The organism is Burkholderia cepacia (genome assembly GCF_001718835.1).
In the GTDB taxonomy this organism is placed as follows: Bacteria; Pseudomonadota; Gammaproteobacteria; order Burkholderiales; family Burkholderiaceae; genus Burkholderia; species Burkholderia cepacia_F.
Map to the genome: position 1 here is coordinate 901,536 of NZ_CP013443.1, position 22,627 is coordinate 924,162.

21 protein-coding genes are annotated in these 22,627 nt (G+C 61.5%); 17 read left to right on the forward strand and 4 right to left on the reverse strand.

Features of this window, described 5'->3' with window-relative positions; genetic code table 11:
- Positions 1–35: 35 nt before the first annotated feature.
- On the reverse strand, positions 36–872 hold the full coding sequence (locus WT26_RS07545) for a symmetrical bis(5'-nucleosyl)-tetraphosphatase (RefSeq protein WP_069272516.1): 837 nt from the start codon (positions 870–872) through the stop codon (positions 36–38).
- Between the two features lie 335 nt (positions 873–1,207).
- On the opposite strand from WT26_RS07545, the gene rfbB reads away from it, so the two are divergent.
- The 17 genes from rfbB (at position 1,208) to WT26_RS07625 (ending at position 19,188) form a co-directional block, all read left to right on the forward strand.
- Complete coding sequence (gene rfbB, locus WT26_RS07550; protein ID WP_069272517.1) at positions 1,208–2,269, forward strand: dTDP-glucose 4,6-dehydratase; 1,062 nt, start codon at positions 1,208–1,210, stop codon at positions 2,267–2,269.
- Between the two features lie 11 nt (positions 2,270–2,280).
- Positions 2,281–3,174 carry a glucose-1-phosphate thymidylyltransferase RfbA gene (rfbA, locus tag WT26_RS07555; RefSeq protein WP_069272518.1) on the forward strand — a complete coding sequence of 298 codons (894 nt, stop codon included), beginning with the start codon at positions 2,281–2,283 and terminating at the stop codon, positions 3,172–3,174.
- Positions 3,159–3,710 carry a dTDP-4-dehydrorhamnose 3,5-epimerase gene (gene rfbC / locus WT26_RS07560; RefSeq protein WP_069272519.1) on the forward strand — a complete coding sequence of 184 codons (552 nt, stop codon included), beginning with the start codon at positions 3,159–3,161 and terminating at the stop codon, positions 3,708–3,710. The genes rfbA and rfbC overlap by 16 nt, the downstream gene beginning before the upstream one ends.
- The gene (gene rfbD, locus WT26_RS07565; RefSeq protein WP_069269928.1) at positions 3,707–4,603 is read left to right on the forward strand and encodes a dTDP-4-dehydrorhamnose reductase; all 897 of its coding nucleotides are present in this window, start codon (positions 3,707–3,709) and stop codon (positions 4,601–4,603) included. The genes rfbC and rfbD overlap by 4 nt, the downstream gene beginning before the upstream one ends.
- A gap of 123 nt (positions 4,604–4,726) precedes the next feature.
- A complete protein-coding gene (locus WT26_RS07570) occupies positions 4,727–5,830 on the forward strand; it encodes an AGE family epimerase/isomerase (protein WP_069269929.1) in 1,104 nt (367 codons plus the stop codon).
- Between the two features lie 392 nt (positions 5,831–6,222).
- Positions 6,223–6,780 carry a D-glycero-beta-D-manno-heptose 1,7-bisphosphate 7-phosphatase gene (gmhB, locus tag WT26_RS07575; RefSeq protein ID WP_069269930.1) on the forward strand — a complete coding sequence of 186 codons (558 nt, stop codon included), beginning with the start codon at positions 6,223–6,225 and terminating at the stop codon, positions 6,778–6,780.
- A 536-nt stretch (positions 6,781–7,316) separates the two neighbouring features.
- Positions 7,317–8,105: an ABC transporter permease gene (locus WT26_RS07580; RefSeq protein ID WP_069269931.1), complete on the forward strand. Its 789-nt coding sequence runs from the start codon at positions 7,317–7,319 to the stop codon at positions 8,103–8,105.
- Positions 8,106–8,114: 9 nt separating this feature from the next.
- Complete coding sequence (locus tag WT26_RS07585; protein ID WP_069269932.1) at positions 8,115–8,879, forward strand: ABC transporter ATP-binding protein; 765 nt, start codon at positions 8,115–8,117, stop codon at positions 8,877–8,879.
- Entirely contained in the window at positions 8,876–10,222 is a 1,347-nt protein-coding gene (locus WT26_RS07590) for a glycosyltransferase family 9 protein (RefSeq protein WP_069269933.1), read from the forward strand. The genes WT26_RS07585 and WT26_RS07590 overlap by 4 nt, the downstream gene beginning before the upstream one ends.
- Positions 10,212–11,441 (forward strand): acyltransferase family protein, encoded by a 1,230-nt coding sequence (locus WT26_RS07595; protein ID WP_196222144.1) that lies wholly within the window; start codon positions 10,212–10,214, stop codon positions 11,439–11,441. Before WT26_RS07590 ends, WT26_RS07595 begins: the two co-directional genes overlap by 11 nt.
- A gap of 75 nt (positions 11,442–11,516) precedes the next feature.
- A complete protein-coding gene (rfaE1, locus tag WT26_RS07600) occupies positions 11,517–12,446 on the forward strand; it encodes a D-glycero-beta-D-manno-heptose-7-phosphate kinase (RefSeq protein ID WP_069269935.1) in 930 nt (309 codons plus the stop codon).
- Between the two features lie 4 nt (positions 12,447–12,450).
- Positions 12,451–12,609, forward strand: coding sequence for a hypothetical protein (locus WT26_RS37180; RefSeq protein ID WP_231130464.1), 159 nt, complete (start codon positions 12,451–12,453; stop codon positions 12,607–12,609).
- Positions 12,610–12,655: 46 nt separating this feature from the next.
- Positions 12,656–14,074 carry a glycosyltransferase family 9 protein gene (locus WT26_RS07605; RefSeq protein ID WP_196222145.1) on the forward strand — a complete coding sequence of 473 codons (1,419 nt, stop codon included), beginning with the start codon at positions 12,656–12,658 and terminating at the stop codon, positions 14,072–14,074.
- Between the two features lie 391 nt (positions 14,075–14,465).
- Positions 14,466–15,311 carry a glycosyltransferase family 2 protein gene (locus WT26_RS07610; protein WP_069272520.1) on the forward strand — a complete coding sequence of 282 codons (846 nt, stop codon included), beginning with the start codon at positions 14,466–14,468 and terminating at the stop codon, positions 15,309–15,311.
- Positions 15,308–16,273 (forward strand): UDP-glucose 4-epimerase family protein, encoded by a 966-nt coding sequence (locus WT26_RS07615; RefSeq protein ID WP_069272521.1) that lies wholly within the window; start codon positions 15,308–15,310, stop codon positions 16,271–16,273. The genes WT26_RS07610 and WT26_RS07615 overlap by 4 nt, the downstream gene beginning before the upstream one ends.
- 5 nt (positions 16,274–16,278) lie before the next feature.
- Positions 16,279–17,295, forward strand: a complete 1,017-nt coding sequence (locus tag WT26_RS07620) for an MraY family glycosyltransferase (protein WP_069272522.1) — start codon at positions 16,279–16,281, stop codon at positions 17,293–17,295.
- A 12-nt stretch (positions 17,296–17,307) separates the two neighbouring features.
- Positions 17,308–19,188 (forward strand): polysaccharide biosynthesis protein, encoded by a 1,881-nt coding sequence (locus tag WT26_RS07625; protein ID WP_069272523.1) that lies wholly within the window; start codon positions 17,308–17,310, stop codon positions 19,186–19,188.
- A gap of 81 nt (positions 19,189–19,269) precedes the next feature.
- On the opposite strand, the gene WT26_RS07630 is transcribed toward WT26_RS07625, so the two are convergent.
- The 3 genes from WT26_RS07630 to WT26_RS07640 are packed head-to-tail and all read right to left on the reverse strand — an operon-like array spanning position 19,270 to position 22,581.
- Positions 19,270–20,379, reverse strand: a complete 1,110-nt coding sequence (locus WT26_RS07630; RefSeq protein WP_069272524.1) for an MraY family glycosyltransferase — start codon at positions 20,377–20,379, stop codon at positions 19,270–19,272.
- A gap of 27 nt (positions 20,380–20,406) precedes the next feature.
- Entirely contained in the window at positions 20,407–21,429 is a 1,023-nt protein-coding gene (gene galE / locus WT26_RS07635) for a UDP-glucose 4-epimerase GalE (RefSeq protein WP_059529312.1), read from the reverse strand.
- Between the two features lie 15 nt (positions 21,430–21,444).
- Complete coding sequence (locus WT26_RS07640) at positions 21,445–22,581, reverse strand: glycosyltransferase family 4 protein (protein ID WP_059667462.1); 1,137 nt, start codon at positions 22,579–22,581, stop codon at positions 21,445–21,447.
- Between the last annotated feature and the right edge of the window lie 46 nt (positions 22,582–22,627).

Consider the following 22,627-nt stretch of genomic DNA (forward strand, 5'->3'; position numbering starts at 1 on the left):
TGTCCGCTTGCACGGGCGCCGTTGCGCCCGTGCGCTTACTCTCCCGGCGTGCGGCACGCTTCGCACTGCACCTGCGTGACCGAGCGCTGTGCCGGATCGGCCGTCAGCCGGACGGCCGACAGCTGGTTACCCCACACACATCCCGAATCGAGCGCGACGACGTTCTCGCGCAGCATCAGGCCGAGCGCGGCCCAGTGCCCGAACACGACCGTCACGTCCTCCGTGCGGCGCCCCGGTACGTCGAACCACGGCAGGTAGCCTGGCGGCGCGCTGTCGGGGCCGCCGTTCGCCTTGAATTCCATCGCGCCGTCGGGCGTGCAGAAGCGCACGCGCGTGAATGCGTTGAACGCGACGCGCATCCGGTCGCGTTTCTTCAGGTTGGGACTCCATTGATTCGGCTCGTTGCCGTACAGCTGCTGCAGCGTGTCGCGCCAGTCGGGCGCGCGCAGCGCGCGCTGGAGTTCGTCGGCGAGTTCGAGCACGAGCGTCGTGTCCCATTGCGGTAGCACGCCCGCGTGCACGAGCAGCATCCCATGCTCGAAATGCGCGAACGGGAGATGGCGGACCCATTCCAGCAAGGCCTCGGCGTCGGGGTCGTCGAGGATTTCGCCGATCGTGTCGCCCGGGCGTTCGGTGCGCAGGCCGGCGGAGACCGCAAGCAGGTGGAGGTCGTGATTGCCGAGCACGACGGTCGCGCGCGGGCCGAGGTTGACAACGGCCCGCAGGGCGGCGAGGGAGCCGGGCCCGCGGTTGACGACGTCGCCGGCGATCCAGAACGGGGTGTCGGGTGGGGCGGCGAGCTTTTCCGTCAGCGAGAGGAAAGCGGAATGACAGCCTTGGATGTCGCCGATGGCGATGGGGGTAGGGGGCATGGAGGTGGGTGGTTGCAAAGCTGGGCGGTTTGGTAGAACAGAGAACTCTACAACGGGCGGGCAATCTTCATACCACTTCAACCATTTGATCTGACAGAATTTTTCCCGGTGATGCAGGGCCGGAGCGTTGTATCAAGTTGTTAGCGGCATGGCTCTTGCTTTGCACGATTTCCTATAATCATCGTTTTCCTCGCAAAAAATTAGCATTTCATGACTTTGGAGGCCATGTCGACCGGTTAAAATCCGGGCCTGATGTGGCTCGCGCGTTGCCACTTGCTGTATGCCATGCGGCAAGCGCCCGGCTGGGCGTACCGCATATTTCTAGAGGGAGCCTCATGATCCTGGTTACGGGCGGCGCGGGTTTTATCGGTGCCAATTTTGTACTCGACTGGCTGTACCACAGCGACGAAGCCGTGCTCAACGTCGACAAGCTGACGTACGCAGGGAACCTGCGCACGCTGCAGTCGCTTGACGGGAATCCGAAGCACGTATTTGCGCGCGTCGATATCTGCGACCGCGCTGCGCTCGATGCGCTGTTTGCAGAGCACGCGCCGCGCGCCGTCGTGCACTTCGCCGCGGAAAGCCATGTCGACCGCTCAATCCACGGTCCCGCAGACTTCGTTCAGACCAATGTCGTCGGCACGTTCACGCTGCTCGAAGCGGCGCGCGCGCATTGGAACGGCCTGAACGACGCCGACAAGGCGGCGTTCCGCTTCCTGCACGTGTCGACCGACGAGGTGTTCGGTTCGCTGTCGGCCACCGACCCGCAATTCTCCGAGACGACACCGTACGCACCGAACAGCCCGTATTCGGCGACGAAGGCGGGTTCCGATCATCTGGTGCGTGCGTACCACCATACGTATGGTCTACCGGTGCTGACGACGAACTGTTCGAACAACTACGGCCCGTACCAGTTCCCCGAGAAGCTGATTCCGTTGATGATCGCGAATGCGCTCGCGGGGAAGCCGCTACCGGTGTACGGCGACGGCCAGAACGTGCGCGACTGGCTGTACGTCGGTGACCACTGCAGCGCGATCCGCGAAGTGCTCGCGCGCGGCGTCCCCGGCGAGACGTACAACGTCGGCGGCTGGAACGAGAAGAAGAACCTCGAGGTCGTGCATACGCTGTGCGACCTGCTCGACAAGGCGCGCCCGAAGGCAATCGGCTCCTATCGTGACCAGATCACCTATGTGACGGATCGCCCTGGTCATGATCGCCGCTACGCGATCGATGCTCGCAAGCTCGAACGCGAGCTCGGCTGGAAGCCTGCGGAAACGTTCGAGACCGGTCTGGCGAAGACGGTCGACTGGTATCTCGACAATCAGGCGTGGGTGGACGACGTCGTGTCGGGCGAATATCGCAAGTGGGTCGAGACGAATTACGCGCAACGTACTTGAGGGCATGGTCGATGGCACGTAAAGGCATCATTCTCGCCGGCGGTTCCGGCACACGGCTGTACCCGATCACGCACGTCGTATCGAAGCAACTCCTGCCGGTGTACGACAAGCCGATGATCTACTACCCGCTGTCGACGCTGATGATCGCGGGCATTCGCGACGTGCTGATCATCTCGACGCCGCACGACACGCCGCGCTTCGAGTCGATGCTCGGTAACGGCAGTCAGTGGGGGATGAACATCCAGTACGCGGTGCAGCCGTCGCCAGATGGTCTCGCGCAGGCGTTCATCATCGGCAAGGAATTCATCGGTAATGATCCGTCGGCGCTGATCCTTGGCGACAACATCTTCTACGGCCACGACCTGGCGAAGCAATTGGAGCGTGCGAACGCGAAGGAATCGGGCGCGACGGTGTTCGCTTATCACGTGCAGGATCCCGAGCGTTACGGCGTCGTCGAATTCGACAAGGAATTTCGCGCGCTGTCGATCGAGGAGAAGCCGGTCGTGCCGCGCTCGAACTACGCGGTGACCGGCCTGTATTTCTACGACAACCGCGTGTGCGACATCGCGGCCGATATCAAGCCTTCACCGCGCGGTGAGCTGGAAATCACCGACGTCAATTCGCGTTATCTCGCCGACTCCAAGCTCGACGTCGAGATCATGGGACGTGGTTATGCGTGGCTCGATACCGGCACGCACGATTCGCTGATCGAGGCGGCGACGTTCATCGCTACGTTGCAGAAGCGGCAAGGGCTCGTCGTTGCATGCCCCGAAGAGATCGCATACCGCAAGAAATGGATCGACGCGGATCAGTTGTGCAAGCTCGCTGCCCCACTGTCGAAGAACGGCTACGGGCGTTATCTAGAACACATTCTTACGGATCAAGTCGCATGGCCATCCAAGTAACGACGACGACGCTGCCCGAAGTCAAGATCATCGAGCCGAAGGTATTCGGTGACGCGCGTGGGTATTTCTACGAGAGTTTCAATGCGCGTGAATTTGCGGAGCAGGTGGCGGCCGGCTTCGAATTTGTTCAGGATAACCATTCACATTCGGGAAAGGGTGTGCTGCGCGGGCTGCATTATCAGATCGAGCATGCGCAGGGCAAGCTCGTTCGGGTCGTCGAAGGCGAGGTGTTCGACGTGGCGGTTGATATTCGCAAAAGCTCTCCGCGCTTCGGTCGATGGGTCGGCGTCGTCCTGTCCGCCGACAATCATCGTCAGCTGTGGGTGCCGCCCGGCTTCGCACACGGTTTCGTTGTGCTGTCGGAGGCCGCGCAGTTTCTGTACAAGACGACCGACTACTGGTTTCCGGAGTTCGAGCGCTGCATTCGCTGGAACGACGAGCATATTAGCATTGACTGGCCGATGGAAACGGCACCGCTGGTGTCCGCAAAGGACGGGCGAGGTGCGACGCTGGCGGATGCGGAGGTATTCGTATGAAAATAGTTGTAACAGGCGCGCGGGGGCAGGTCGGCTGGGAACTGGTCCGGTCGATGTCCGTGCTGGGCGCAGTGCACGCATGGGATCGCGCAGCAGCCGACCTGAGCCGTCCGGACGAACTGGTCGACGCGGTTCGCGAATTACGCCCTGACGTGATCGTCAATGCGGCAGCCTATACATCCGTGGACAGGGCGGAGTCTGAAGAGGCGCTTGCCACGACGATCAATGGGGAGGCCGTGGGCGCGCTGGCACAGGCGGCACGTGATATTGACGCGCTGTTCGTCCACTATTCGACGGATTACGTGTTCGACGGCATGGCGAGCGAGCCCTATCGCGAAGACGCGATCGCAGCACCGCAGAATGCATACGGACGCAGCAAATTGCTTGGTGACGAGGCGGTAGCGGCGTCCGGGGCGGATCATCTGATTTTTCGCACGACCTGGGTCTACAGTGCGCGCGGTACAAACTTCCTGTTGACGATGTTGCGCCTGATGTGCGAGCGGCCGGAGCTTAGCGTCGTTGCCGACCAGTTTGGCGCACCGACGAGTGCGCGCTTCATTGCCGATGTCACCGCGCATGCCGTTCGACAGTGCATGAACGAGCGCGCGGAGGGCTGCTTCGACAGCGGCCTCTTCAATCTCACGGCCGATGGTGTGACGTCATGGCACGGCTTTGCCCAGGCAATCTTCGATTGTGCGCGGACGGCAGGAAGCGGCGTGACCCTGAAGACAGGGAAGATCAATGCAATCAGGGCATTGGATTATCCGACTCAAGCAGTGCGCCCGATCTATTCCGTTCTCGACGGCGGCAGGCTCCGGCATCGTTTCAATCTGCACCGCCCGCACTGGCAAGATGGTGTGAAGCTTGTGCTGGACGAACTGCTTTGTCGCTGACGCTGCTGGGCTTGAACGCTCAAATTTCGTCTTCTCGCCACTCATACTCGATTGCTATATCCTTGCCGTCGGCTAGCGCCAGACAGCCCGAGCCTTCCGTCAATTTACCGCGTCGTTATCGTCATGTCCGCATCCGCTATTACCATCGCCGCTCAGTTGGACCGTCACTTCACGCAGACTATCCTGCCGATCTGGCTCGGGCCGGGGTTCGATCGCGCGTTGAGGTTGCCGTTCGAGGCGGTGTCGCCGGACACGCATATGCCGTTGCCCGTCGTGCGTTACCGCGCGATGGCCTGCGCGCGTCAACTGTTCGTGTTCTCGGAGGCGGGCAATGCTGCGCACGCGGATACGCTTTTCGCGTCGCTTTGCGAGCGCTTTCGCGATCCCCGCCACGGCGGCTGGTTCTACAGCATCGATCCGAACGGCGAGCCGCTCGATCGTACGAAGGACCTGTACACGCATGCGTTCGTCGTGTTCGCATGCGCGGCTTATTTCACGGCGTCTGGTAATTGCGACGCGCGTAGCGTCGCGGAAGAGACCGCTGCGCTGATCGTTGAGCGCTTCGCGCGCCATCCGGGTGACGCGCTGCTCGATGCGGCCCGCAACGAGAATTTCACTGACACAACGGGCGGATCGCTGCAGAATCCATTGATGCACCTGACGGAAGCCTGGCTCGCGGCGAGCGACGCATTCGGCGATACCGCATTCGACGACGCGCTGCTGCGCGTTGCGCAAGCGGTCGAAAGTACGTTCGTGGATGCCGGCACGGGTTGCATTGCGGAACTGCCGCTCGGTGAGCCGGACAATCGTTTCGAGCCGGGTCACCAGTTCGAATGGTTCTATCTCGTCAGCGCGGCCGGCGCTCGGCTCGCGTCGACCGGCCTGCCGCAGGCGCTCGACCGCGCGTATGCCTTCGCGGAGCGTCATGGCATCGATTCGTTCACTGGCGGCGTATGTGCGGCAATCGACGCGCGAGGAGCATGCATCGATGCGACACAGCGCATCTGGGCGCAGACGGAATACTTGCGTGCACTCGCCACACGCGATCCTTCGCCGAACTCGCCGACCCTGGCGCGGCAGATCGAGCGTTTCGCCGCTAAGTTTCTCCATCCGCGCGGCTGGTACGAGTGCAAGACCGCGCAGGGTGTGGTGTCGCGCGCGGACATGCCGTCGACGACGCCCTATCACCTGGCGACCGCCTACGCGGCATTGTCGGCCGGTGCGTGAGAGCGCATTCGCCAGTTGAAGCGCCGAAGCGTGCGTGCGCGTATGCGATGGCGCCGCTGCGCCGCTCCGGTGCGGGGCACACACGGTGTCGACGCGGCGCGGCCGGCGACAGCGGGCGGCGGCATGCGATATTCCGAACAATCGGGACACGACCATCGTCCGCTGGCCGATTTCCGCCGATTGCATATCGGTTGAGTGAGCCGGCATTCATCGACCGAAATTCATTGAGTTGTCTCGCGTACGGACATGGTAGCGACTATCGCGCGACGAGTATTTTTTATTGGGATTCGAAAGCGGATTGTCTGCCGTATTGATTCAATTTATCTTCGAATATTTGAAATTCGATGCTTTGCAGGGAAACTGAATATTCGATATGGCTGTGAGAGAAATATATGGTGCCTGCACTGTTTTTGGATCGCGATGGCGTTATCAATGTCGATACCGGATATTTGCATCGGCCTGAGGAATGCCGGTTCGTACCCGGAATTTTCGAGTTGGTGGGGGCGGCAAATCGCGCGGGTTATCGCGTGTTGATCGTTACGAACCAATCGGGGGTCGGACGTGGATACTTTTCGGAAGAAGTGTTTCGTTCGTTTACGGAATGGATGATCGGTGAATTCAAGAGGCGCGGCTTGTCGATCGACGGGGTCTACTTCTGTCCTCACCATCCCGATGCGCCGCTTGACGCGTACCGGGTCGCGTGTGCTTGCCGCAAGCCGGAACCGGGCATGTTTCTTAGTGCGCGTGATGAATTTGATGTCGACATGCATCGCTCCATCATGGTTGGCGACAGTCGGACCGATATCGAAGCTGCCCATGCAGGAGGGGTCGGTCGAGCCTTCCTGCTGGTCGATCCGTCGCAGGATGGTGGCCTGATTGACGATTGCACGGTCATACATTCGTTGGACGAGGTGTTGCAGGCGCTGGCCGACCGGACCAAGTCAGTGTAGGATATTGATTTTTCGCGGAATTTTCTCGTGTAGTCGTTTAGTCATGTATGCTTTCGGCGGAACTCGGGGGTGGGGTACGAGACGCATGCGCAACGCGCGAGACGAGGCGTTTGCTGCGTGATCGCCGTGGGGGTATCTAGGCATGTAGTGCCTGATCGAGAGTGACGTAGATTGCGAAAATGAAAGATAAGGGCTGAATGCTAGGCTGAGCTTTCGACTGCAACGCTAAACGTAAGGGGCGTAACTGAATTTAACAAGTTTCCTTCGCTCCCGGGTGACGTTGTATACTGATGCGCCGTCTACCATCCCCCTTGATCCGGTTTGGGTCGCGTCGACCCAGGTGTTCGCCTGATCGTCCCTTCTGCGGAGACCATGGCGTCTAGGATGCATTCTTTTGGCGACGCTGGCTCGGCGTCGCGATTGACCGTTGCATCACCGGCGTTATGAAAAGATGGCTGAACGTGTGCCCCGACGGTGTGTGTCGGCTAAAAGCACGGTGTCACGACCGCCGATCACATCAATTTCACATATTCTGGATGACTGCATTTCAACTTCCCAACAACAGCCTTCTCAGTGGTGTCAAGGCTTGGCGTCTTTGGAGCCTGCTCGGCTGGCTCGACATTCGTCAGCGTTATGCGCGTTCGATGCTCGGTCCGTTCTGGATCACCGTGAGCATGGGCGTCATGGTCGGTTCCATGGGGGTCGTGTACGGGACCCTTTTCGGTCAGCCGATGAAGGACTATCTGCCGCTGGTCGGCATGGGCTTCGTGATCTGGGCGCTGATCTCCGGCGTGCTCAATGATGCCTGCGGCGCGTACATCAACAATGCGAATTATATTCTTCAGAGCGATGTCGGCCTCTGGGTTTATGTACTACAGGTGCTGTGGCGGCAATTGATTATATTCGCGCACAACTTCGTGATCGTTCTCGCGTTATTCGCCGTGTACGGCATCAGCCGGCCGGACTTGCTGCCGCTGTTCATTCCCGGGCTACTCGTCCTCATGCTCAACCTGACCTGGATGGCGAAAATGGTCGCGGTGACGTCGGCGCGCTATCGTGACGTCACCCAACTGGTTGCTTCGACAGTGCAGATCCTTTTCTATATTACGCCGCTGATGTGGAAGCCGACGATGCTGAGCAAGCATCAATGGCTGGTCACGATCAACCCTTTTGCCGCACTCGTGGATCTAGTGCGCTCACCCTTGCTCGGGCAGGTGCCTGCAATGTCGAGCTGGATGATCGCGCTCGGGCTCGCCGCCGTTGGATGGGGGCTCGTCATGTTGGTTGCCTCGCGGGTTTCCGATCGAGTGGCATATTGGGTGTAAAGGTCAGTCATGTCTGAACTCGCAGTAAATGAAATTACCGTCGATCTTCCCGTATTCGAAGTGCACGGGCGCTCCCTTCGCAAGCACCTGTCGGCGTTCGGCAAAGGCAATCGGCTCGCCGAGAGCAACGATGGTGTAGTGATCGTGCGTGCGCTCGAGAACGTGAGTTTCCGTCTCCAGAAGGGCGACCGGCTCGGGCTGATCGGCGCCAACGGCGCAGGCAAGAGCACGCTGTTGCGTGTGCTGGCCGGAATCTACAAACCGGCCAAGGGTGCGGTCGTGAGGACCGGCAAGACAGTCCCGCTGCTCGACATCACCCTGGGGCTCGACGAGAACTCCACCGGACGCCAAAACATTCGCTTGCGCGGATTGTTTCTCGGTCAGACTCGTGCATGGGTCGAGGAAAACGAGCGTGATATCTGCGAGTTCTCGGAGCTCGGCGACTACCTCGACATGCCGGTGCGTACGTACTCTAGCGGCATGCGCATGCGTCTCGCGTTCGCGATTTCGATGGCGGTTCACGCCGATATCCTGCTGCTTGATGAAGTGATGGGCGTGGGCGACAGTGCCTTTCAGGATAAGGCGAAATCGCGCGTGCGGCAGGTTTCGGATCGCGCCGGCGTAGTCGTGATGGCGCTGCATTCGAGTCCGACGATCATGGAAATGTGCAACAAGGCGCTCTGGCTCGACAAGGGCCACGTTCGCATGCTCGGTGATAGCCATGAGGTCGTGCGGGCCTACGACGACTTCATGCATGGAAGGAGCGCCTCGTGAACGTCGACCTGGACCGCTTGAGGGAGGAGCGTCTTCGCTCGATCGACACCAAGGAAAACAGCATTCCGTTTTTGCGTCGAGGCATTCGGCGCTACAAGCAGTTGTCGACCACGAATTCCCAGTGGAAGGTGTTCGGCTATTTCCTCGAGCGCTTCTTTAGCCGCGGGCGGTCCGCAATCGCTTCGAGACTGATGAAGCTCCGCTCCTGGTCACGCCGGGGGGGCGGCTGGCTGCTTGGTGGCGATCGCGAGGACGCGTTGACCTATGCGATTCGTATCACGGGCGGTCTGGGCGACGCGCTGATCATCGCGCGCCTTGCGCGCGATCTGCAGGCCGAGTTGGGCCCGGTGCCGTTCGATGTCTATTTTCAGTCGCCGGAAACTGTCGAGCCCTTCTTCCGGGCGATTCCGGGTTTTCGTGGATGCACCGACATCGATGCTTTTCCCGCAGCCGTTGCTCAGTATAGCTTCGTATTGCTAGCCAATCAGTTCGTCACGTTTTCCAAAGAGCATCTGAAGTCGCAGCTCCTGTCGCGAAAGGCGCCGAAAGTGCTCGAGCTTGTCGCGCATACGGAGCGCGCGCGAAAGTCGATCGAGATGTACATTGCGGTGCATCCCGCGCTCGACGGCGCGTTCGCCGACATCGTGGCGCCGCAAGGGCGCAAGCGCCATACATACCTGCACGACATGATCGGGTTGTGCTACCGCGGGGATGCGCTGGATATCCCCGTCGATCCGCAATTGCCGCCGCAACTCGGGCTCGACGTCGGCAAATACATTACCGTGCACGACGGATGGGACACCAAGGCCAGGCTGATGTCCGATCGCCCGATGAAGGCATTGCCGCAACAGACCTGGAAAGAGATCGTCGCCGAAATCAAGGCGAAGCGTCCGGATATTCAGATCGTGCAGCTTGGCGGCGCGACCGGTGGCGATATCGAGGGTGTCGACGTCAACCTCAAGAAGAAACTGACATTCTTGCAGTCGGTATCGGTTCTTTCGGAGAGCCTGCTTCATATCGATACGGAGTCGGGGCTCGTGCACGTCGCTGCATCATTGGGTGTGCGAAGCGTCGTCGCTTTCGGGCCGACCAATGTGGACTGGTTTTGCTATCCGCAAAACGTGAATGTCAGGCCGAAGCTTTGCGGCAATTGCTGGTGGGTCACCGATAGCTGGCTGGACGTCTGTGCCGCTGGTCATCCGGTACCGGTTTGTACGAGCCGAGACAGTATTTCTCCTGCCGAGATTGCCAGCCGGGCACTCGAAGCGATCGATCTGAACGCGCGCTATGTCTCGGGTTGCGAGAAGGCGGGCAGTGTTGCAGGGGCAATTCGTGCATTCTGACAATCAGGCCGTTTTGGGCAGCAAGCGCAATGACGACATCGAAATCTTGCGCGGTGTCGCTATCGTCTTCGTGTTTATCGAGCATCTCCTGGCCGTCTGGGATCTGCCTCGTGTGCACAGCTTTTCCAGCGGCTACTTTTCCTTCTGGGGAGGGGTGGATCTGTTTTTCGCCATCTCCGGCTACGTCATTGCGCACTCCATTTTACGCAACTTGGCTGCGTTATCGGGAACCGCCGAGAAGGTAAAGGCGCTGGTTGAATTCTGGATTCGCCGCGCCTGGCGCCTCTGGCCCGCTGCCTGGTTCTGGCTTCTGGTGCCGTTCGTCGCGATGATGATCTTCGATCCGCATTATCGGGGTGGAGAAGCACTGCGTGCCAACTGTGCGAGCGTGATCGGTTCCGTGCTCAACGTGACCAATATCCAGGTATGGCGCTCGAAAGCAGGATTGGGCATGCAGAATGAATTCTGGAGCCAGTATTGGAGCTTGTCTCTGGAGGAGCAGTTTTATCTCGTCGCGGCGCCCTTGTTGCTGTTCGTTTCGCGGCGTTGGGTTGTCGCGCTGATGATAGCGCTTGTCGTGGCGCAGGTTTTCTTCGCTCGAGTGGCGAATTCGAGCGACCTGTCGTGGTTTGTCCGTAGCGATGCGTTTGCCTGGGGCGTGCTGATCGCAATTCTCTGGAATGGCAATCTCGACAAGGCGCTCATCGAGCCGACATTTTTGCGCAAGCGTCACTATGCATGGCTGTTGCTCGGAGTCATGCTGACCGCGATTTCGGCGACGCAGTTGCTGTATTCGGTGCCGTTCGACGTGTCGATCATAGCCTTGGCCTCTGGCGCCCTGGTTTTCGTCGCAAGCTTCGACAAAGGCTATCTCGGTGTCGGTGGCGTCTTGGGCCGTGTCATGTCGTGGGTCGGGGATCGTTCTTATGCGATCTACCTCGTGCACGGGGTGGTGATCGGAGTGGGACTTCGTGTCGGGCCACTTGCTCATCTGGATCGGCAAAATGTCGCGGATCTCTGCGTGATCACGGTGGCGCTCATCGTGGTCACGCTCATCCTGTCCGAGTTGTCGTATCGATTCATCGAAGTTCCTGCCCGCCTTCATGGGCGCAAGCTGGCACAAGCCTATCACGCAACGTGTGACGGAGCCGCAGCGCGTGCGACGGATGCATATGCGGGGTGCCAGTATTCACCTTCGGGGGAGCAGGTGTCCGGTTGATCCGTGCAAGCATGGCGTGCCCGGACATCCTTTTTTGATTTCTGATCGCAAGAATTTCTCAAGACCTGATTACAGATGGCTGCTCATTCCCTCTCTTCCGCCAATGTTATTGTCGCGGGCGACGCGATGCTGGACCGGTACTGGTTCGGCGACAGTACACGGATTTCTCCCGAAGCGCCGGTGCCGGTTGTGCACGTCCAATCGGTGCGAGAGACGCCTGGCGGTGCTGCGAACGTTGCCCTCAACGTAGTTGGCCTCGGGGGGCGCTCCACTTTGCTGTCGGTAGTTGGCGATGATCACGACGGGCAAACGTTACAAAGGCTGCTTGAAGACAGCAACGTGCAATGCGCGCTGTTGCGCGACAAATCGCTACCGACGATCGTCAAGCTGCGCCTCGTGGCGCGCAACCAGCAAGTGGTTCGGGCCGATTTCGAGAAGCGTCCGGATCACGAGATACTGCTGCCGCTGGTGGACATGTTTTGCGACCGGCTTCCCTCGGCGAACGCTGTCGTCTTTTCCGATTACGGTAAAGGCGGGCTGTCGCACCTGCGGACGATGATGGAGTGCGCGATCAAGACCAAGGTTGCCATTCTGATCGATCCGAAAGGGTCGGACTATTCCGCTTATCGCGGCGCCACGGCGGTTACGCCGAACCGTGAGGAATTTGCCACGGTGGCCGGGCGCTGGGTCGACGAGGCAGATTTCGAGCGTCGGGCTTTCGCGCTTCGCGACGAACTGGAATTGCAGAGCCTGCTCGTCACGCGTTCGGAAGAGGGAATGAGCCTGTTTCTCGAGGGGCGGCATATCCATATCCCGACGCAGGCGCGAGAAGTTTTCGATGTCTCCGGTGCGGGCGATACGGTGATCGCCACGATGGCTGCAGCACTCGGAAGCGGACTCGATATCGAGGCCGCTGCGCGTCTGGCAAATGCCGCGGCAGGGATTGTCGTCGGGAAATTCGGTACCACCCCGATTTCGGTCGACGAATTGACGCGGCATGTCTGAATGCATGATCGTGACACAGGGTGCCGGCTTCATTGGCAGCAGTGATCACGTGATTGTGGAGGTCGGCATCGCGGCGTACCTGCCGGTGTGGATGATCCAGGCGGGAATGAGGCTTGATATTGGGTTTTGCTGGTGTTGGACCGCATGCGGCTTCGTGATTTGAGCTGCCTTCGAGTTTTATGAAGATCAGTTGGCGTGGATATTCATGTGTGGAAGAGGGTCTGATGCGTGATGTGAGGCGTGAGAAAATTAATCGCGTGCGCACTGTCGACTTGCGAGAGGGGGGTAATCCCTTTTTTCGCCGCTTGACGCAGCGGTACCACGATTTTCGGTGCTTTTATCCGGCTCCAATCGTTTTTGCATATCTGGCAAAGCACGGGGCGGTATTTTTTGCCAAACTTGCTTATTGTCGGATTATTGAGTCCATGAAAATGATGATGTTTGGACGAGGACGGAAGTTGTTCCCGAGAGAGGCGGAAGTCGACGCTTTGGTCGATCAGATCGCTGTGCGATTGCAGGAAGCCGGCAGCAGCGGCGGGCTTGCCGCCCGCCGGATGATCTATTCCATTCGAATTACAGGCGGGCTTGGTGACGCCCTTATCATCGCGCGACTGATACGTGATTTGCAGCGTCTGCTTGATAATGGGGCACAGTTTGACGTTTATTTTCAGTCGCCGCAAGTTATCGAGCCATTTTTTTCCGTTATTCCGGGTTTCCGCGAATGCATCCACGCGGCGTCTTTTCATTTGACTGCCCCGTATTACACGTTTTCCTTGCTAGCTAACCAGTTCGTGACCTTTGTTGATGAATATATGGATCATCAATTCCTGATTCGGAATGAGCCGAAGGTCATCAGGTTGTTGGGGAACGTCAACTCTGTTCGCAAGGATATCGATAAGTACATCGCTGCGCATCCAACGCTGGACGGCGCATTTGCGGATCTGGCCGTTCGCGGTGGTCACAAGCGTTATACCTATCTCCACGAGATGATGGGGATCCCATATGGTGGAGACCGCCTGCCGCTTGCTGTCGATGCAGCGGTGCCGGTGCGCCACGGTTTGCAATCAGGACGGTACATTACCGTGCACGACGGCTGGGACAACAATTTCAAGCTGGCAACCCATCGTCCCACCAAGGCGTTGCCAATGCAGACGTGGATCGATGCGGTCCGTCACATCAAGGCGGCTCGCCCAGATCTGACGATCGTGCAGTTGGGTGGCAGGGTTGGTTCGGATATTCCGGGCGTCGATCTCAATCTAAGAAAGAAGCTGAGTTTTCAGGAGTCCACGTCGATTCTTGCGAATTCAGCGTTGCATCTGGACAGTGAGTCGGGGTTGGTACACCTCGGTGCAACACTCGGCGTCAAGAGCGTGGTGATGTTCGGGCCGACCAACGTAGAGTGGTTCGGTTACCCGCAAAATGCAAACATCAAACCGAAGGAATGCGGCAATTGCTGGTGGTCGACGGACACATGGATGGATATCTGTCCTGCCGGCTATGAGAAGCCCATCTGTACCGGGAGTATCGATGCACGAGATATTGTCGATTCGGCATTGGCGCTGCTCGCTGCAGCAGATTCGAATCCCTCTCCTGCAAGCGACGTTACCGAACCGGTATCCGGCAGTTAATCGGCGCAGGTTTGTACCCATGCCGGTGCTGCGACCCGGCGAGACCTGCATGGGTTGACCGCCTGAGGCCGACACCTTGGCCCGAGTCTGCGACCGATGATGATCGCAACAGTCATCTGGTTTTCTTTTAATCCGCGAATCGACGTTTCATTGCATCGCGGCATCCGGACAACAAGTTCACCTAGCAAGAAATGTGCATCGATCATGGAGTGTCGCCCGCGACCACAGTGTCATGCTCGTCATATCCGGGCCGTTTCAATGCCCGGGCAGATCCATTCCGTTGCTGCGGGTCGGTGAGGTTACAATTGGCGCGAGCGCTCTGCGTGGCACACGAAAAGAATTCGTGTGCCGATACTTCATCCACCCACGCCAGCGCGCAATCGAACCCTGCATGAATCTGACAAGCGCGTCGTCCTCGCACGCCCATGGACTTTCGGTTTCCATCGTCGTCTATCACCCCGATGTTGCACTGCTCGCGCAGACGCTGAGCAGCCTGAGCGCGGCATGCGCGCGCTTGCGCGCTGCCTTGCCCGGATATCCGGTCGAGTTGTTCCTGGTCGACAACGGCGGTCTGGACGACATGCGGGTTGTAACGGATCGACTTGCGGGCCAAGGCATCGATTGCCGGGTGCTGACGGGGCACGGCAACGTCGGGTACGGGCGTGGCCACAATCTTGCGATCGACCAGGCGGCGCACCGCTTCCATCTAATATTGAATCCTGACATCGATCTGGACGAACAGGCGCTGGTTGCGGCGCGCGATTTCTTCGAGGAACGCCCTGCGGTCGGTCTGCTGGCGCCCTGGATAGGCGACGAAACCGGCAATCAGCAGTATCTCTGCCGCCGTTATCCGGCGCTGCTCGACCTATTCGTTCGCGGTTTCCTGCCCTCGGGCCTCCGGCAACTGTTCGCCGAGCGTCTCGCCCGGTACGAAATGCGCGATGTCATTGACGGAACGTCCGTCGTCTGGAACCCCCCGATCATTAGCGGCTGCTTTATGCTGTTTCGCACCGACGTGCTGAAGCGCCTACAAGGATTCGACCCGCGCTACTTTCTCTATTTCGAGGATTACGATCTGAGCTTGCGCGCGCATGACGTCGCGCAGGTCGCTTATGTCCCGTCGGTGCGCGTGACCCATCACGGCGGCGGTGCGTCACGCAAAGGCTTCGCGCACATCCGCATGTTCGCAGCATCGGCTTTCAAGTTCTACAATCGCTTCGGCTGGAGGTGGTTGTGAGCGACATCGTCGTCAGCGGCGCCAACGGTTTTGTCGGCCGCGCAGTCTGCCGGCTTGCGCTTGCGGCCGGACATACCGTGACGGCACTCGTGCGCCGGCCTGGCGGATGCGTCGCGGGCGTGCATGAATGGGTACACGACGCGCCCGATTTTGACGGGATCGCCGATGCGTGGCCTCCGGGACTCGATGCGGATTGCGTAATCCATTTGGGCGCGCGCGTGCACGTGATGCGCGACGAGTCGCCGGATCCCGACGCCGCGTTCGATGCCACCAATGTCGCCGGCACGCTGCGCCTCGCGCGGGCGGCTCGTGCGAAAGGCGTGCGGCGTTTCGTATATGTGAGCAGCATCAAGGCGATTGGCGAGGGCGACGGCGGCGTGCCGCTCGCGGAAGATATCGCGCCCAGCCCGCAGGATGCATACGGGCGGTCGAAGCTGCGTGCCGAGCGCGAGCTCGCGCAATTCGGCGAGGCCGACGGTCTCGAGGTCGTGATCGTTCGCCCGCCGCTGGTCTACGGGCCGGGAGTGCGCGCGAATTTCCTGCGGATGATGGAGGCAGTATCGGGAGGGGTGCCGCTTCCGCTCGGAGCGATCCCTGCCCGCCGCAGCCTAGTCTTCGTCGACAATCTCGCGGATGCGCTGCTGCACTGCGCGTCTGACCCTCGGGCGGCGCACGGCTGTTTCCACGTCGCCGATGACGACGCGCCGACGGTGACGGACCTGCTGCGCATGCTCGGCGATGCGCTCGGCAAGCCTGCGCGGCTCTTCCGGGTTCCGGCCGGTGTGCTGAGCGCGATGGGCAAGCTGACCGGCCGTAGCGCAGCGATCGACCGCCTGACGGGCAGCCTGCAACTCGATACGAGCCGGATCAAGCGCGTGATCGGCTGGGCGCCTCCCTATTCGATCCGACAGGGTCTCGAAGCGACGGCAGCGTGGTATCGTTCGCGCGACACTCGACAATAGGCAAGATGCAATTCGCTATGACCACATGGCTGATCGCAGCTGCGGTCGCGCTGGCCGCAGCCGTCGCGACGACGACGATCCTGCGTATGCTGCTCGCGACCGGACTCGCATGGCGCCTTGCCACCGATATTCCGAACGACCGTTCGCTTCACGCGCTCCCAACCCCCCGAGTCGGCGGCTGGGGTGTCGTGCCAGTGTGCGTCATCGTGCTGCTGTGGCTCTCGCCGAGGATGTGGCTGATTGCCGCCGCCGCTGCAGGCCTTGCGGCGCTGTCCCAGATCGACGACCGGCGCGGACTGCCAGTGCGCGTGCGCTTCGCGGCGCATCTTGCGGCAGTCGTTGCGCTGTTGGCCGTCTATCCGGCCGCCGCACCCTGGTGGCTGCTCGCCGGCGTGGGACTCGCGATGGTCTGGCTGACGAACCTGTACAACTTCATGGATGGCGCCGACGGGCTCGCGGGCGGCATGGCGCTGTTCGGCTTCGGCGCATATGCCGCCGCGGCGCTGGGAGGGGCGCATCCGTCTCCTGACCTTGTCACGGGGGGGGCGGCGGTCGCCGGCGCGGCACTGGGCTTTCTTCTGCTCAATTTTCACCCGGCGAGGCTGTTCCTCGGTGACGCGGGCTCGATTCCGCTCGGATTCATGGCCGGCGCGTTCGGCTATTGGGGGTGGCGCAACGGGATCTGGCCCCTCTGGTTTCCTGCGCTTGTGTTCGCCCCCTTTATTGCTGACGCGTCTGTAACACTTTTGAGACGTCTGTTACGCGGAGAAAAGTTCTGGCAAGCGCACCGGGAGCATTATTACCAAAAAATGGTGCGTTCGGGCATCGATCATGGACGTACTGCCATTTACTGGTACCTCATCATGCTCACGGGCATAATTGTTGCCGTGTGGGCACTGAGTCGTTCCGAGTTGCAGCAGTGGTTGCTGTTTGTCGCGTGGTATGGCGTCCTGGCGTGTATCGGAATCGCAATCGACACGCGCTGGCACAGGGTTCAGAAGGTCACCGAAAACAATTCTTGAGGTCTCCCGCCGATGTTGCGTTCCAAAGCATCTTGGCTGTCATTGAGTGCTTTCCTGTTTGACCTGACGGCGGTTGTTGCCGCGTGGTTGTTCGCCTATCTCGTCCGGTTCAACGGTAGTATTCCGCCAGAGTTCATGCGCGGGTCGCTGGTCGTGCTCGCGTGGGTGCTGCCCGTCTATGCGTTGATGTTCGTTCTGTTCGGCCTGTATCGCGGGCTGTGGGTATTCGCCAGCCTGCCCGACCTGATGCGGATCTCGAAGTCGATTGCGGGCGGCGGCGTGATCGTGATGATCGGTGCCGTGATGTTCCAGCCCGTGCCGATCATTCCGCGCTCGGTCCTGCTCGTATCGCCGTTGATGCTGTTCCTGGTGATGGGCGGCGCACGCGCGCTGTATCGCGCAACCAAGGAGTATTACCTGTACGGCGGCCTGGTCGGGAAGGGCAAGCCGGTGCTGGTACTCGGTGCCGGCACGGCCGGCGCGAGCCTCGCGCGCGAACTGTCGCGTTCCGGCGAATGGCGCCTCGTCGGCCTGCTCGACGACGACGTCGCCAAACAGGGCCGCGAAATCTACGGACACAAGGTGCTCGGCTCGTTCAACGACCTCAAGCACTGGACCGACGCGATGAAGGTCGAGTACGCGATCATCGCGATTCCGTCGGCTTCCGTCGAAACGCAGCGTCGCGTCGCGACGCTGTGCGTGCGTGCCGGCGTGAAGGCGATGGTGCTGCCGTCGCTGACCGCGCTGATGCCGGGGCAGGGTTTCCTGTCGCAGGTGCGGAACATCGATCTCGAGGATCTGCTCGGCCGCGATGCGGTGACGATCGACACGCCGCACGTCGAGGCGCTGCTGCGCGGCCGCGTCGTGATGGTGACTGGTGCGGGCGGCTCGATCGGCTCCGAGCTCTGCCGGCAGATCCTGCGCTTCGCGCCTGCGCAACTCGTCGCATTCGACCTGTCCGAATATGCGATGTACCGGCTCACCGAAGAGCTGCGCGAGCGCTTCCCCGACCTGCCTGTCCTGCCGATCATCGGCGATGCGAAGGATTCGCTGCTGCTCGACCAGGTGATGTCGCGCCACGCGCCGCACATCGTGTTCCACGCAGCCGCGTACAAGCACGTGCCGCTGATGGAAGAGCACAACGCATGGCAGGCGCTGCGCAACAACGTGCTCGGCACGTACCGCGTGGCCCGTGCGGCGATCCGCCACGACGTGCGCCACTTCGTGCTGATCTCGACCGACAAGGCCGTCAATCCGACCAACGTGATGGGCGCGAGCAAGCGCCTCGCCGAAATGGCCTGCCAGGCACTGCAGCAGACGAGCGGGCGCACGCAGTTCGAGACCGTGCGCTTCGGCAACGTGCTCGGCAGCGCCGGCAGCGTGATCCCGAAATTCCAGCAGCAGATCGCGAAGGGCGGCCCGGTGACGGTCACGCACCCGGAGATCACGCGCTTCTTCATGACGATCCCGGAGGCATCGCAGCTCGTGCTGCAGGCGTCGAGCATGGGGCATGGCGGCGAGATCTTCATTCTCGACATGGGCGAGCCGGTGAAGATCGTTGATCTCGCGTGCGACCTGATCCGCCTGTACGGGTTCTCGGAAGAGCAGATCCGGATCGAATTCACGGGGCTGCGGCCTGGCGAGAAGCTCTACGAGGAGCTGCTCGCGGACGACGAGGCGACGACGCGTACGCCGCATCCGAAACTGCGGATCGCGCGGGCGCGCGAAGTGCCGGACAATTTGCTCGACGAGCTGCTGCCGTGGCTGATGCAGCACCGCGTGCTGTCCGACGATGAAGTGCGGCGCGACCTGCGGCGCTGGGTGCCCGAGTATCAGTCGACCGTCGCGCCCGTGCTGCACAGCGTGCCGGTGCGTGCGGCGTCGAACGGCTAAATTCCGGACCCGCCGGTAGGCGGGACGCAGCAACAAAAAAGCGCCTCGTCAGGCGCTTTTTTGTTGCAACCGGCAGGCCGCTCAATGGTGATGCCGCCGCTCCTTCCTCACTACCATCCACCGCGGCACGCGGAACCGCACGATGCTGAGATAAAGCCACACGTAGGTCAGCGCGAACAGCACGACGAACACGAACAGGTGCACCGTATGCCGCCAGAACAGCGTCGCCGGTATCACCGCGACGAGGCACAGCAGCCACAGATAAGGTGAAGTCAGCGAGTTCCGCCGCGTCAGGTCGTGCGCATGCTTCGTACCGACGGCCCAGCGCATCAGCCGCTTGTACACGAGCATGTGCAGGTGCACGCCGTCCGGGATGCCGGGCGACATGCCGCGGATGAATTTCTTCCGGTAGATCGAGAAGCAGGTCTCGAAGATCGGGTACATGAACAGCAGCACCGGGTACCACGCCGACACTTCGCGGTTGCGCATCACGAGCATGATCGCGAGTTCCGCGAGCATGAAGCCGATGAAATACGCGCCGCCGTCGCCGAGGAAGATCAGTCCGGCCGGGAAGTTCCACAGGAAGAAGCCGAGCACCGCGCCCATCATGATGATCGACGCGGACATCACGACCGGATCGTTGACGTGGAACGCGACGTACGCAAGCGACGCGAACATCATGAAACTGACCATCGACGCGAGGCCGTTGAAGCCGTCGATGATGTTGATCGCGTTCGCGAGCGCCGCGACCGCGAGCACCGTGATGAACGCCGAGATGGCCACGTAGCCGAGCAGGAAATCGAGCGGCGGCACGCTGATGCGCTTGACCGCGATACCCATCAGCCAGAACGCCAGCGCGGCCGCGCCCATCGTGCAGAGCAGCCGCGCGCGCGGCGACACGCGTTTGGTCAGATCCTCGACGAGGCCGGACAGGAATGCCGGCAGCCCGCAGGCCGCGATGCCGAGAATGCTGCCGGCGATCGTCGGATAGCGCCGGGACAGGATCAGCGCGGCCACGACGACCCCGGCGAGGATCCCGATGCCCCCCACTCGCGGCACGGGCCGCACGTGGAATTTCTGCACGCCGGCCAGATCGCTGTCGACCGAGAATTTCTCGTGAAGGTGCGCGTAGCGCACGATGAACAGCGTAACGAGCAGGGAGACGATGAAGCCGGACGCGAAGCTGAGCATGGGATCGCTCGAAAAATGGACAGCGGATTATACAAAACCGCGCGGGTTCCCCTCCTGCCATCGCCAGTGGTCGGCGCACATTTCCTCGATGCCGAGCGTCGCGCGCCAGCCGATGATGTCGGCCGCGGCCTGCGGGTTCGCGTAGCACTCGGCGATGTCGCCCGGGCGGCGTGCGACGAGCTCGTACGGCACTGGGCGGCCCGACGCCTTCTCGAACGCACGCACGACTTCCAGCACGCTGTAGCCCTGGCCGGTGCCGAGGTTCACGACGAAGCTCGCGTCGCGCTTCGCGAGCGCGTCGAGCGCGGCGATGTGGCCCTTCGCGAGATCGACGACGTGGATGTAGTCGCGCACGCCCGTGCCGTCCGGCGTCGGGTAGTCGGAGCCGAACACGCGCAGTTTTTCCAGCTTGCCGACGGCGACCTGCGCGACATACGGCATCAGGTTGTTCGGGATGCCGGCCGGATCCTCGCCGATCAGCCCGCTCGCATGCGCGCCGACCGGGTTGAAGTAGCGCAGCGTCGCGATGCGCCACGAAGGATCGGACACCTCGAGATCGCGCAGGATCTGTTCGGCGATCAGCTTCGACTGGCCGTAGGGGTTCGTCGCCGACAGCGGGAACGACTCGTCGATCGGCGAGCGCTCGGGCACGCCGTACACGGTCGCGGACGAGCTGAACACGAACTGCTTCACGTTGCGCTCGCGCATGACCTTGAGCACGGCGAGCAGGCCGCCGAGGTTGTTCTGGTAGTACTCGAGCGGCTTCTCGACCGATTCGCCGACGGCCTTGAGCGCCGCGAAATGGATCGTGCCGGTGATCGGATGCGCGTCGAACACCTTGGCGAGCGCGGCTTCGTCGCACACGTCGACCTGATGGAACGCGGGCGTCTTGCCGGTGATCCGCTCGATGCGGCGCACGGATTCGGCCTTGCTGTTGACGAGGTTGTCGACGATCACGACATCGTAGCCGTTGTCGAGCAGCTCGACGGCCGTGTGCGAGCCGATATAGCCCGCACCGCCGGTAACGAGGATGGTGCCTTTAGCGGTCATTGCAGATGCGCTCCTTCAGAGGGTGATGCCGGTTAGCGAATGGATGGTGCGCCGGTAGCGTTCGACGACCTGCTGTTCGTCGAATTCCGCCGCGACCTTCTGCCGGCCGCGCGCGCCCATCGCGTCGCGTCCGGCCGTTCCGAGTTCGATCATGCGAAGCAGTTGCTCCGCGAGGCTCGCGCTGTCGCGTGCGCGGCACAGGAAGCCCGTGTCGCCGTCGGCGACGACGTCGCGGCAGCCCGGCACGTCGGTCGCGACGATCGGGCGGCCCATCGCCGACGCTTCCATCAGCGTGCGCGGCACGCCTTCGCGGTACGACGGCAGCACGACGCAGTCGGCCGCCGCGATATGGGGGCGCACGTCGTGCGCTTCGCCGAGATATTCGATGATGCCTTCGCCGACCCACGCATCGACATCCGCGCGGCCGATTGCGCTCGGGTTGTCGACGCCGAGCGGCCCGAGCAGCTGGAAGCGCGCGTTCGGGAAGCGCGCGCGCACGATGCGCGCGGCTTCCACGTATTCGCGCACGCCCTTGTCCCACAGCAGGCGGCCGATCAGGATGAAGACGGGGGCGCTGCCGGCCGGCAGCGGCACCGGCGCAAACTGTTCGAGATCGACGCCTTCGCCGTGCAGCAGCCGCGCGCGATCGGGATGCGCGAGCAACTGCTCGTCGGTGAAGGTGGCGAGATCGTCGCGGTTCAGGAACCACACTTCACGCGGGAAGCGGAACGCGAACCGGTACAGGCGCTTCGCGACGCTCGCCGCGCGGCTCTTCTGGATGAAGACGTAACCGAGCCCCGTCGTCACCGCGATCGACGGCACGCGCGCGAGCCACGCGGCGACCGAGCCGTAGATGTTGGGCTTGATCGTGTAGTGGAACACGAGATCGGGCCGCAGCGCGCGGTAATGGCGGACCAGCGCGGCAAGCGTGCCGAGATCCTCGCGCGGGCTCGTGCCTTTCGACGCGACCGCGAGCGCCACGTAGCGGCAGCCCATCTGCTCGAGCAAGGGCACCGTGCGGTCGTGCGGCGCGATCACGACGACCTCGGCGCCGCGCGCGACGAGCGCGCGGATCAGCCCGTGGCGATACGTGTAGATCGCCCAGGCCGTGTTGCAGACGAGCGCGATGCGCAGCGGGGGAGTGGCGGACATGAAAAAAAGAAAAAATAAAGCGTCGAAATGGCCGAAAGCGCCGGCT